Origin of the sequence: Bradyrhizobium sp. AZCC 1719 (assembly GCF_036924525.1) — a bacterium.
In the GTDB taxonomy this organism is placed as follows: domain Bacteria; phylum Pseudomonadota; class Alphaproteobacteria; order Rhizobiales; family Xanthobacteraceae; genus Bradyrhizobium.
In genome coordinates, this window is record NZ_JAZHRU010000001.1 from 6,156,084 (window position 1) to 6,169,170 (window position 13,087).

7 protein-coding genes are annotated in these 13,087 nt (G+C 58.6%); 4 read left to right on the forward strand and 3 right to left on the reverse strand.

From position 1 onward, the window contains the following. The first annotated feature begins 214 nt into the window (after positions 1 to 214). A complete protein-coding gene (locus tag V1292_RS29145) occupies positions 215 to 910 on the forward strand; it encodes a heparin lyase I family protein (protein ID WP_334376015.1) in 696 nt (231 codons plus the stop codon). Positions 911 to 965: 55 nt separating this feature from the next. Here V1292_RS29145 and V1292_RS29150 read toward each other — a convergent pair whose 3' ends face one another. The 3 genes from V1292_RS29150 to V1292_RS29160 form a co-directional block, all read right to left on the reverse strand. Beyond that, positions 966 to 2,390, reverse strand: coding sequence for a glycosyltransferase family 4 protein (locus V1292_RS29150; RefSeq protein ID WP_334376016.1), 1,425 nt, complete (start codon positions 2,388 to 2,390; stop codon positions 966 to 968). Further along, positions 2,371 to 3,633 (reverse strand): nucleotide sugar dehydrogenase, encoded by a 1,263-nt coding sequence (locus tag V1292_RS29155; protein WP_334376017.1) that lies wholly within the window; start codon positions 3,631 to 3,633, stop codon positions 2,371 to 2,373. The genes V1292_RS29150 and V1292_RS29155 overlap by 20 nt, the downstream gene beginning before the upstream one ends. Positions 3,634 to 4,295: 662 nt before the next feature. After that, complete coding sequence (locus V1292_RS29160; RefSeq protein WP_334376018.1) at positions 4,296 to 5,507, reverse strand: polysaccharide deacetylase family protein; 1,212 nt, start codon at positions 5,505 to 5,507, stop codon at positions 4,296 to 4,298. Between the two features lie 1,162 nt (positions 5,508 to 6,669). Here V1292_RS29160 and V1292_RS29165 point away from each other — a divergent pair. The 3 genes from V1292_RS29165 (at position 6,670) to V1292_RS29175 (ending at position 12,947) form a co-directional block, all read left to right on the forward strand. After that, positions 6,670 to 8,697, forward strand: a complete 2,028-nt coding sequence (locus V1292_RS29165) for a heparin lyase I family protein (protein ID WP_334376019.1) — start codon at positions 6,670 to 6,672, stop codon at positions 8,695 to 8,697. A 115-nt stretch (positions 8,698 to 8,812) separates the two neighbouring features. Further along, entirely contained in the window at positions 8,813 to 11,524 is a 2,712-nt protein-coding gene (locus V1292_RS29170; RefSeq protein ID WP_442895571.1) for a type I secretion system permease/ATPase, read from the forward strand. After that, positions 11,511 to 12,947 carry an HlyD family type I secretion periplasmic adaptor subunit gene (locus tag V1292_RS29175; protein ID WP_334376020.1) on the forward strand — a complete coding sequence of 479 codons (1,437 nt, stop codon included), beginning with the start codon at positions 11,511 to 11,513 and terminating at the stop codon, positions 12,945 to 12,947. The genes V1292_RS29170 and V1292_RS29175 overlap by 14 nt, the downstream gene beginning before the upstream one ends. The last annotated feature ends 140 nt before the right edge of the window (positions 12,948 to 13,087 follow it).

Consider the following 13,087-nt stretch of genomic DNA (forward strand, 5'->3'; position numbering starts at 1 on the left):
ATCAGATCGATCAACGTGGGTACGACAGCATAGGCTGCCATCGCTGATAGTGCTAATCTTGTTGCAATTCTTCGCGCTCCCAGGCTTGGTGGCAGCAGACAGCCGGGGCAGCAGGATCTTTCCGAGCGGCACTACTTCGGGCGGTGCTCACAGCTCGACTGCGATGGATATCGCGGCTGGCACAGACCAAGTGCCGCCGGCCCCGACCAGTAGGGTGGCAACGAAAACGGAGATCACCTCGTTCTCCGGCGCCAATGACTCAACCATAGTGATCGGTGGAATCAGCGGCCGAGTCCAGAACGCAAACCAAAGTTGGAGCCTGACCTCGCCGGATAGCCACACGCTCCGTTTTGAGGTCCACCCCGGCGATCATTGGAGCAATTCCGGCTGGAGCGATCTTTTGAATAACGACGGGGCTGAGCGTTCTGAAATCGAGCTCGAACCACGGTTTGAATCCGGCACCATCGTAAGTGTGTCTTACAGCTTTATGATCGAAACCGGAGCAAAAAATACTTCACCATGGCTGGTCGTCGGTCAATTTCGTCAAACCAATGCAAACGGTCCGCCTCCATTCGCCATAGCAATGGCTGGGGAACATATGCAAATCATTATCCGAAATGTGCCCTCAACCGCGTTCGTAGCTTATCGAGACCCGAATCCCATTCAACGGGGTCGATACTATTCCATGCGCATTCAAGTGAAGTTTGGCGACAAAAAAGACGGAGCCCTCAGTGTTTGGCGGGATGACGTCCCGCTTATCAGCTACCAAGGGTCGATAGGATACGGGCGCAGTGAGACGTACTATTGGAAGGAAGGGATCTACCGCGCGCGCGGGAGTACCGCATCGATCGCGGCGTACTACCAAGATCTGCAGGTAGCCGCCGCGCGACCGGCACTCCCCCAACAGTGATACTATTGGCCGCCTCGGAACTCCTGACCGCCACACGCTGCTTCGCGTTACGGCATCAGCGCGGGCTATCGCGTCGGCTCAATTCAGGTACGGCGGCGCGCCGCTGGCGGCTTGATGAAGATCTTAGACTGAATACCCTTTCATAAGCACTTAGAAGGTTTGCCGTCTCGTGGTCCCAGGCGAGCTCGTCATGGATTCTCTTCTGGCCGAATGCGCCCATACGGTCACGCCGCGCTGGATCATCTAGAAGTTCCAGTATCTTGTCGCCGAACTCCGCTGTATCCGTATTCTGTACATATAGGGACGCCTCTCCAGCCGAAACGCGCCCTTCGGTGAGATCAAATTGGACGATAGGCTTACCAATGGCCATGTACTCCATGGTCTTATTCATCGTTGATTTGTCGTTCATCGCGTTGGGGCGGTCCGGATCCACGCAGACGTCTGCCGTCGAAAGTATTGTGAACAGTGTCTCATCATCAACACGGCCAGTAAACGTGACCAACTCGTCCAACTCAAAGGTCATTGCAAGTTTCTTGGCCTCCTCTAATGCCGGCCCACTCCCGACAATGACGAACTGGACATCATCGCGGCCTCTCTTGCGGATGTGCTTGATCGATTCCAGTAACAGATCGATCCCTTCCGGTTCTCCAATAACGCCCACATATGCGACCAGGAATTTGCTTCCCTTTTTCCAGGCCGGGTCTGGTGGAAGTGATCGCACGCGCGAAAGGTTCGGACCGGAGCGCACAACGAACACCCGGTCCGAGTTCATTCTCCCTCGTTCAATGGCGATGGTACGGTATGACTGGTTTGCCGCTATCGATAGGTCAGATAATGCGAATGTCATGCGCTCAAGCAGAACCAAGACCCGCCAGAGCAGGCCACGGCGTCCGAATTTTGCCTCGTAGAACTCCGGGTTGATGTCGTGTTGATCGTAAATGAATGACTTTCCAAACAGGAACTTATGAAATGCACCAACTACGAAAATGAGATCCGGCGGATTACAAGCGTGGACGACATCAAACCCGCGCGTTGTGAGCACTTTCATACTCAGCACGAACTCGCAAAACAATGCCGCGCCATATTCGGCGAAATAGCTTAGTACCCCGCGCCCCTCTTTCGGCAACCAGTGGCGATAAACGGCGATTCCCTCAATGATCTCAAATGAAGCCGTTGCACCCGGCCCCTTGGGACAAATTACAGACACTTCATAGCCATGCCGCGACAAGGTAGTGGCTTCCGACCACACGCGGCGATCGAATGGGACTGGAAGATTCTCGACGATGATGAGCACCCGGCGGCGAACCGAACCGCTAATGCCGGGTTGTAAAGCGGGCGCGTCGACAGCCAGTCCCGTGGGAGTAGCATCCGGGCCGGCCAATTCGCGGAGTTCGCTCTCGACGCCGACCGACTTGGGCTTCGCTAAACCCGCTTGGGCTGGGTGGCTTGCGTCGCAATCGTCACGAAAGCGTGTTAACATCGATGACCCGCCCGGCGCGTAATGCCATTGCTTTTGCCCACCCTCTGGTATCGACGACAAGGTCGAATGGCTCCGACTCGGCGACCGATTTCGGGACTAGTAGTTTGCGGAGTGCGGGCAGACTCGAGAACGCATAGCCAAGATTCTGCCCCAACAATTTTGATGGCTCGACTTGGGGATCGTAGATCGACAAGTCGATGTGCGATTGAAGGAATTTGCGAGCCAAGTCGATATTGGGACTCTCGCGAAGATCGTCGCTGTCCTCCTTGAAGGCTAGTCCAAGCATAAGCACGTGCCCGCCTGCCGGCACTGCTTTCACACAATTCTCAAACAGGAAATTCTTATGCGCATCATTCGACCTCAGAAGCGCATCCACAAGGTGAGCATGTGCCCCGACGTCGCTTGCGATGTATTGCAGCGCGCGAACGTCTTTCGGTAGGCATGAGCCGCCAAATGCGCCACCTGGCCTCAAGTAATAGGGCGAAATGTTGAGCTTCGTGTCAGAGATGAATATCCTATGGACAGTGGCCGCGCTGATACCGAGCTTGTCGCAAACGCGACCAACTTCGTTGGCAAAAGCAATCTTTACTGCATGAAATGTGTTATCGACGAATTTTGTCATCTCCGCCGCACGGTAGGTCGTGTAGAAGACCGGTGCGTTGATTGTTGCGTTCAACTCGTCGAGAGCCGGGCACCTTTCTCCGTTCTTCGTCCCAATCACGACCTTCGGTGGATTGAAGAAGTCTTCGATCGCCACGGATTCGCGCAAGAATTCTGGATTGTAGACGAGTTCGACAAGATCCATCCTACCCTTCAATGCGTCCTCAAAAATCGGGAGTACCAGTTCCTCGATCGTGCCGGGCCGCACCGTGGAGCGAAATACGACAGTCAACATCGTTGCTCGAGCGGAGCCGACCGACTCCGCGATCTGATGGGAAACCTCGACGATAAAGCTCATGTTGTGAGATCCGTCCGGCGCACTGGGCGTTCCCACACACACTATTGCCATGGCGCAACTGTCGAGATGCCCGCTCGCATCCTTGGTCGCACTCAGTAAACCTTTTCTGACGGCACGTGCTACGAACTCGTCGAGCCCGGGCTCCACGATCGGCGACTTGCCCGCATTGACTATCGCCACTTTTTCATCGCTGACGTCGACACCGATGACCTCGTGACCGTTCCTGGCAAGGCAAGCGGCCGCGGTCATGCCGACGTAACCAAGTCCGAACACTGCAATTTTCATCCTACCACAATAGTCTTGGGGTGTGCCGAGCACGTGTGAGCAAAAGGGTTGTCGTCGGGGGCTGAGTGGCTACCCAGTTGGGAGTACTCCGGTGACGAACTAATTCTTCGACCGCCGTCGTATGTGTTAATCCGCAACGAGAACGCCGAGCTCAACCACGCGCAATCGCTTTGATCGAAAAAGCCGGCTTCGCCGACTGGACCTATTGCGATTCACGCCACTCTTGTAACCAAGCGACTAAAGGTAATAGGACCAGGGGATAGGAGAGCATCTATTGTGCGCTGGTGGTCTTTGCACAGGCACTGGTCCAATTCGCTGTCGCCGCAAGCCGTCGTGGTGAGGTTGACCTAATCCACATTCAGTTCGCATGGCGCGGGAGCGCGTATCGCAAGCTGCTTATCGCGGCTGTAGCACGCTATTCTGGAATGCCTTATATCGTTCATCTTCGCGCCGGCGAGTTCGATCAGTTCTGGTCAGCGTGCGGGACATATTTGCGCGGAGCATCAACCGATTGTTCGAGGATAGTGCGGCCATTATCGTGCATGGCAACTATGGCGCGCGCGTCATTCTCGATCGGCTTCCCACCCTTCAGGATAAGATCACGATCCTTCCGAACGCAAGCACGTCACCTACCCAGCCAAAATCCGGGCCCGCCGCCCTATCTACTGCCGGCCGAGCCTGGCGCCAATCATCCGGCGACTGTTCTCCAACAATCGATGTGCAGCCAACTGGACCCCGCTCATTCGTGCAGCGAAAGATGTTTCCGAGTCAAACGAACTACTAACGCCAATGCGAGGAAGCGCGAATTGATTTAATTTATGGTTGCTTAGCTGATCGTGTCGTGTTGTTACGGCGCTAGAATAGCCCGCTTCACTGGCGAGACGCTCTTCACGCGGACCACATGCCCCGGGGGTGCCATACGGATAAGCGAGGTGCCGAACGGACAACTGAAGTAGATTCTCGAGATAGTTGCGGTTATCGACCAACTCGGCTCGCGCTGAGGACACGTCCAAGGTTGCGAGCGCTGCGTGTGAAGTTGTGTGCCCGCCAATTGATGCGAGAGGATGACGTGCCAAATTTTGAAGCGCGCACGTGTCCAGGAAGTATCGCTCGTTCAACGCTGACATCGAAATACCAGCCTTGTTGAACGTCGTCGCAAGCGCTGCGACACGCTTGTAGTCTTGGTGAACCCACTGGACCACTTTTGTTAGAGCAAGTCGCTTGCGTCGGAAGTCAGGACAGTGAATCCGAATGCCCATTGCATCGATCGTAATGTCATCACTTGAGCGAATTTGCTCGCGCAATCCCAACCACCACGATTGCAGGGTCCGCGTCAAGGCGGCGGTGGGTATGTACACCATGAATGGAGCGTTGTTGCGCTCGAGGATTGGAAGGGCCACCGAGACATTGTCTCGGTATCCGTCATCAAAAGTAAGAACCGCATAGCGACGCGATCGGTCATTCCTGGCCAACTTCTCAAGACATTCCTCAAGGCTAACAATTGCCCATCCCTCTCGCTGCAGCCAACTGATCGAGTATTCAAAAAGCTCAACCGAAGTACCGGTCATCAATTCCGACCGACAATCCCGTTGAATTTCGTGGAACATCACGATCGCTGCCCTGCCAGCGAAGATTCTGCGAAAAACTGGAAAAAGTCCAATGCCGCCGATTCCATGAAACAGGCCATTTTTTAACAACTGCTTCACTGGAGGGCGCAGCTGGAATCCATTCCGGCAGCAGCCTAACCACGTTGCGGAAACTTCCTCCCGGATTTCCGGCACACCCGAATCTCGACATTCATCGATCATCCATGAGTCAGGTGAGCCGTGCATAAGGCTCAATGACTCAGCTCTGTCTGATACGAAATTGCGCACGAGCCTCCTCCTCGCGCCGAGGTTCATTCTCGAGGTCACCCTGCGCTCAGTTTGCAGTCCGTCGCGGCGCTTGCGATGGCAAGGCGTACTCAAATACGGCGTATGAGAAGTGGAGAACAATTCGATGGCAAAATTCCTTGAGCTCCTTGTAATCGCCGCCATTCTCTGACCGAGAGAGTTCGCGAAGACGTGATGCAGTTTCGCTAGCTCAGTGAGGAATGTACGCGGGTACAACAGAGATCGAACGCACCATCACCTCCTCCTGCATGGCGCGTGTCACTTCACTGCAAGTTTAAGCAAAAGGGTCGAGACGTTCACCGGGGACGGAGAAGAGTTCACTTGGGGCATAGTGGCTACCCAATTCTGGGTACTAGACCCGCCGGACCGACCGCCAAAATGCTTCGATCAAGCCGACATCGACGACGGAGATCATGCCGTCGCGAAGTCGCTCGCTATGATGGGTTTACGTCTTCGCTGTTCGATGTTTCGGCCTCGGTCCGCGGCTGCGGTGCGCTCGTGGCGCCACGCATCTCTCAAGGTCACGCACCTTCCTGGATTACTGGACTCACTTGGACGGCGCCCGGTTGATCTGTGCTTCGTGGGCGTACCGGTTGCGGCTATTCGGCTCGCAAGGACCTCGAGCTTTCCTCGATAAGTTCTGCTCGATTATCTGCCATTCGCGCCGCTCCTTGTTCTCATGGTCGGCTGCACCGGCGCAACTCATTGCGCGTCAGCCGGCAGGCTTGCCTTCGCAGAATGGCAAGTGTCTTCACAGGCGCCAAGATGACGATCGCGCTGCTGAATCGTCTGTTCCATCACTTGGACACCGATCACGCACCCGTCGCGCTCGCGACTTCTCCGCCACGTCGACCGATTCAGTTTTGTCCGAGTGGCAGGCGGATAGTGCATGTTTTCAGCGCCATACTTCCGGGTACGTATTGCCGCCGTATACGTGTGTATAAAGTCACATTCTGAAATTTTTTTCGCCACACTTCCTAATTAGCCATCCGGCTGAGCAGTCGGGGGGCAACTTCAAAACCCACTGCCCATTGAAATCCGTTCGCGGCGCCAAGCGCGTTGCGACCATGCGCTGTGTCACTCGCCATCGCGATGCGCGGCACATGAACTCTGTTCGCTGAGCTACGCGCTGCGAACATGTGGTATGTCGCGCGTCATCGCACGCGCGGCAGTGGAATTCCCCGTCTTCAACGTTCAAAAGGATCACGGAATGGCTTCCGAACCAATCACCTCTTTCTCGGGTGCAAATGGCTCTAGCATAACAATCGATGGATATGGCGCGCGCGTCCAGAACGCGAACGAGGCGTGGAGCCTGACGTCGCCCGATTCCCAAACGCTCCGATTTTCGGTCCACTCCGGCGATCATTGGAGCAGCCCCGGCTACAGCGATTCTACAGCGGAGCGTTCCGAGATAGAGCTATCCCAACGTTATTCAAGCGGCACTCCCATAAATGTATCCTACGGTCTTACCCTAGAGCCCGGGGCGGCAAATACTGCTTCATGGATGGTCCTCGGCCAGTTTCATCAAAGCAGCATAAGCGGCTCGCCTCCATTCGCCGTCGCAATGTTCGGCGAACATATGAGTATCATCGTTCGTGACAGCTCCGGTAAGGAGAATGTCATTTATAGAGACCCGAACCCCATTCAGCGGGGGCATGAATATTCCATGAATATTCAAGTCAATTTTGACAGCTCGGGAAACGGATATGCCAAAGTTTGGCGGGATGGGGTGCAGATCGCCAATTACCAGGGTCCGATAGGATATGGGAGTGGCGAACAGTATTATTGGAAGGAAGGCGTCTACCGTGCGCCGGCCCCGGAAACGCTTACGGCGACTTACAGCAACTTGGACATCTGGACTGGGGCGGCATCGGCACCGACACAGCCGACGACCCCAACCTCGCCCACGTCGCCAACCACCCCGGAAAACCTCGCGCCGACGGTGACGCAGGCATCCGCTTCACCGGGGACGGGAGTCGCAGATAACGGCGATACCATCACAATGACGCTCGGCTTCAGCGAGGCCGTGGCCGTCACCGGCACGCCTACGCTGTCACTCAACGATGGCGGCACGGCCACCTATGTCGGTGGCTCGGGCACGAGCTCGCTCACCTTCAAAACGACCGTCGCACCGACCGACAAGGACACGCCGGCGCTCGCGATCACCGGGGTCAATCTTCCGAGCGGCGCCAGCATCAAGGATGCTTCCGGTCTTGCGGCGAACCTCTCAGGTGCGGTGAAGACGTTCACCGGTCTGCAGATCGATGCCACGCCGACCTCACCGACAACGCCGACATCGCCAACGACGCCGACATCGCCAACAACCCCTACCAACCCCACAACCCCTTCTGTCACGAAGCCGGTCCTCACCGTCGCGGATAACACGCTCTCGGTGACCGGCAGGGGCGGTAGGGTCGACCTGGGGGCCGACGTGACAACGACCGATCCCAACGATCGGGTGACCGTGAACGTCACGGGCCTGCCGAGGTACGAGAGGATCACCCCGTCCGATGGTCAGACGTTCAGGGGAAATAACATCACCTTGACGGCTGAGCAGGTTAACGGCGGCCTTGAGCTAAGCTCGTACTACAACCGTAGCGGGATCGCTCCTGCCGCTACGCTCACGCTGACCGCAACGGCGCAGGACCCGGTCACCGGCGCTGTGACTTCAGCCGCTCCGCAGACCATCACCGTGACGGATCCGCGAAGTGCGGCTACGACGACCACCACGGCGCAGCAGACCAACACCGTGACGAATCCTCCGTCTTCGACCTCAACGAGCTCGGGCGTGCTGAGCCAAAGCTCTGTACAGCAGCCGCGCGTGGAACCCGTCACGAGCACCGCCGCGTCCACCGCACCGCAGCCGATCGCCGCGACGGATGCGACCGCCGCAAGCGCAGGGTTCCTGGCAAACCAGGGCTTTGCAATGCTGCGGGACCACATGCAGTCGGGCACCAGCACTCTGGCGACCACGCAGCCGCAAGCGGTCGTGGGGGATACTCAGGCCGCGGCAGGCACGGCCACGGCGTCTCTGGCAAGCCAGAGCTACGCGCTGCTGAACCAATATCTGGCCGGCAACGTCGGCCGGGTCGATCAAGGGCAGATCGTATCGGCTGTGTCGCAACCGACGGGTTTTGGGCAGGAAGCTATCCTGGCCAGACCGCAACGTTGATCCGCGTTCGCACCCAGGCGCAGCAGCGCCTGGGTGCGGCACCACCAAAGTTTGGGAATGCAGAGAAGGAACATCAATCGCGGCCGGTAGCCGCGAGGAGTTGAGTTAAAACATTATGGCGATGCAGAATGGGAATGCCCACGCCGCAGACCATGGGCTTCGAGCCTTGGCTCTGTTCCTGCGCCTTCATGGCGTCCACACCGAACCCGATCAGCTCCGCGATAGCTGTGGAAGCAGCACAGTAGGTATCCGCGCCCTGCTTCGCTGCGCGCGCCAGTTTGGAGTCGAGGCTCGTTCGCAAACAACACGTTGGACGCGACTTGCGAGCTTTCAGCTTCCTGGAATCGCATCGCTGCGTGACGGCGGGTTTCTGCTTCTTGGCAAAGTCGACGACAACGGGGCGCTCGTGCTGCGTCCGACCGCGTCGCGTCCGGAGCTGATGACGCGCACGGAATTCGAGGAAATCTGGGACGGTCGTTTGATCCTGACGGGATCGCAGAACGTCACCAATCAGATGCTTCAAGCCCTCGCTGACATGGGTGTCACCGTACGTGGTCTGGCGCGGCGCGCCGTCGCCCCCGTAACGCGCGCCCGCGATATCGTGACGCATGCCCGCGATACATTGATGCGCGCGTGCTTCGGCGAACGAAGCGATATGGCCTTCCAGGCGGCCAGATCCGACGCCGAGGCCGTGAGCATCGTACCTCAGAGCGAGGACGAATCTGGGCTCGTGGCTGTGGCAATCCTGTTACGCTGCCACGGCATTGCGGCCGACCCTGAACAGATCCGGCATCGCATGGGTGCGGCGCCGCTAGGTGTTACCGAGATCCTGCGCTGCGCGAAGGAATTCGGGCTCAAGGCGCGAGCACAGAAGACGAGTTGGAACAGACTTGCCGTCACTCCGCTGCCCGGGATCGCCCTGCTGCGCGACGGCGGCTTCCTGATCCTCGGCAAAGTCGTCGATGACAAGCTTCTTGTTCAGCGCCCATTGTCTCCCCAGCCCGAAGCAATGACGCAGGCAGAGCTCGAGGCGATTTGGGACGGCGACATCATCCTGATGGCGCGACGCGCGTCCCTGACCGATCTCTCCCGCCGCTTCGATATCGGCTGGTTTGTCGGCGCGGTCCACAAATATCGCCGTCTTCTCGGCGAGGTGCTGGTCGCCTCGTTCTTCCTTCAGTTCTTCGCCCTCATCTCACCGTTGTTCTTCCAGGTGGTCATCGACAAGGTGCTCGTGCATCGAAGCATGAGTACGCTCGACGTCCTGATCATAGGTCTTGTGGCGCTGACGGTGTTTGAGGCCGTTCTCGAAACGCTCCGGGTCTATCTGTTCGCGCACACCACGAACCGTATCGACGTCGAGCTCGGCGCCCGGCTATTTCGTCACCTGATGGCGTTGCCGATCGCATACTTCCAGGCCCGCCGGGTCGGCGATTCCGTCGCACGCGTCCGCGAGCTGGAGAATATCCGTCAATTCCTGACGAGCTCAGCGCTTACGCTCGTTATCGATCTGTTGTTCACCGTCGTCTTCCTTGCAGTGATGTTCTACTACTCGACGACGTTGACGCTGATCGTTCTAGCGTCATTCCCGTTCTACATCGGCATTTCCGTTGGCGCTGCGCCGCTGTTTCGCCGGCGCCTCGATGAAAAGTTCAATCGGGGCTCCGAGAATCAGGCCTTCCTGGTCGAGAGCGTAACCGGCGTCGAGACACTGAAGGCCATGGCGGTCGAACCGCAGATGCAGCGCCGGTGGGAGGAGCAGCTCGCCGGCTATGTAGGCGCGAGCTTCCGCGTGCTTAGCCTGAACAATACGGCGAGCCAGGCGGTCCAGATGATCAACAAGCTGGTCATAGCGGCAACGCTTTACTTCGGCGCCAGACTTGTGATCGGCGGCGATCTCACCGTCGGTGAACTCGTCGCATTCAACATGCTGGCCGGACGTGTGAGCACGCCGGTGCTGCGTCTCGCCCAGATGTGGCAGGATTTCCATCAGGCCCGCCTGTCGATCGATCGTCTCGGTGACATCCTCAACACTATCCCGGAGCCGAGCTTCAATCCCGGCCGCGCCGCACTGCCGCCGATCCGTGGCCAGGTCACGTTCGAGCATGCGACGTTCCGCTACCGCATTGGCGGTCCCGAGGTGCTGCACAACGTGTCATTCAATGTCCAACCCGGGCAGGTCATCGGCATCGTCGGCTCGTCCGGCTCGGGCAAGAGCACCATCACCAAGTTGGTCCAGCGTCTCTATGTGCCTGAGAGCGGACGGGTGCTGATCGACGGCGTCGATCTCGCGATGGTGGACCTGACCTGGCTGCGGCGCCAGATCGGCGTCGTTCTGCAGGAGAATGTGCTGTTCAACCGTTCGATCCGCGAGAACATCGCGCTGGCTGACCCCGCCATGCCGATGGAGCGCGTTATCGAGGCGGCATCGCTCGCCGGCGCCCACGACTTCATCCTGGAACTGCCCGAGGGTTACGACACCATCGTCGGCGAACGCGGCAGCAGCCTGTCGGGCGGGCAACGCCAGCGTGTCGCGATCGCGCGCGCGCTCATTACTGATCCGCGTATCCTCATCCTCGACGAGGCGACCAGCGCACTCGACTACGAAAGCGAGCGGGCCATCCAGCAGAACATGAAGCGAATTGCCGCCGGCCGGACCGTTTTCGTCATCGCTCACCGGCTCTCGACGGTGCGCAATGCGAACCGGATCATCACGCTCGAGCATGGCCGCATCGTCGAGGACGGCAGCCATGATGAGCTGATCCGGTCGAACGGCCGTTACGCAAACCTCCACTATCTACAGGCCGGTATCCATGACGTCCGCTAGCCGCAATATCGTCCCGTTTCCGAGAAATCCGGCTCCGCCAGCTCGCCGCCGCGAGCACGAAATCGCGTTCCTGCCGGCGGCGCTCGAGATCACTGAAACCCCGCCTTCGCCGATTGGACGGGCGATCGGCGCGAGCATCATTGCGATCTTCTGCATCGCACTACTGTGGGCGTCGCTCGGCAGCGTCGATATCGTCGCCTCCGCAACCGGCAAGATCGTACCGGGCGGGCGCACCAAGCTGATCCAGCCGTTCGAGACGGGTGTCGTCCGCGCTATCCACGTCCGCGACGGGCAGACCGTAAAAGCCGGCGACGTTCTGATCGAACTCGATCCGACGATAACGGAAGCCGACAACGACCGCCAGAAGAGCGATCTCCTTGCGGCCGAACTCGATGTGGCGCGACTGCGCGCCGCGCTCGTAGAGGATCCGCTTGCCGCCTTCCGGCCGCCGCAGAGCGCGAGCGCCGCTGAGGTCGAGATGCATCGCCAGTTCCTGATCAGCCAGCGCGCCGAACAGAACGCCAAGCTCGCGGAGATCGAACGGCAACAGGGGCAGAAGGAAGCTGAACGGGCGACCACTTCGGCGAGCGTCGCCAAGCTCCAGGCGACAATACCGGTGCTGCAGGAGCGCGTGGACATCCGCAAGAATCTGGTCGACAAGGCGCTGGCTTCGAAGGTCGTCTACCTCTCCGAATACCAGGAACTGGTCGGGCTTCAGCAGGACCTCGTTCTACAGCAGAGCCGGCTGCGCGAAGCCGATGCCGCCCTGTCATTGCTGAAGGAAACCAGGGAAAGAACCGCCGCGGAGTATCGGCGCACGACCTATGACGCACTCGCGAAAGCCGAGCAGAAAACTGCGAGCGCGGCGCAGGAGGTGATCAAGGCAGAACGGCGCACCAAACTCCAGCGTTTGAGCGCGCCCGTCGATGGCGTCGTGCAGCAACTCGCTGTTCATACCGTCGGAGGCGTGGTGACTCCTGCTCAGGCGCTCGCCGTGGTGGTTCCGAGCGAGAGCCAACTCGAGATCGAGGCCATGCTTTCCAACCGCGATATCGGGTTCGTGCAACCGGGCCAGAAAGCGGAGATCAAGGTCGATACATTCAACTTCACGCGCTATGGGCTTCTTCATGGCGAAGTGCTCAGCGTTTCGTCTGACGCCATCACCCGCGACAGGCAGCAGGGCCCTTCGAATGATCGGGCAATGGGCGCGACGACGAGCAGCAGTGAACCGAAAGGTCAGGAACTGGAGTATGCCGCTCGTGTCTCGCTCGACCGTGCGGCCATGCAGATAGATGAGAAACTCGTCAAGCTAGGGCCGGGAATGGCGGTGACGGTCGAGATCAAGACAGGCTCGCGAACCATCATCAGCTACCTTCTCTCGCCGCTGGCACGATACAAGCAGGAGTCTTTGCGCGAGCGGTAGAAGACGCTGAACGCCAGCGAAGAGCATTTGCGGGGTAGCCGGAGATCGGCGGCATGGCTCGTTAACCGACGTCGCCGTCACCATTCTCCGCTACCGCGTCGGCCGCGTTACGGGCCGTCTTCATCTTGTCGACACGGTCG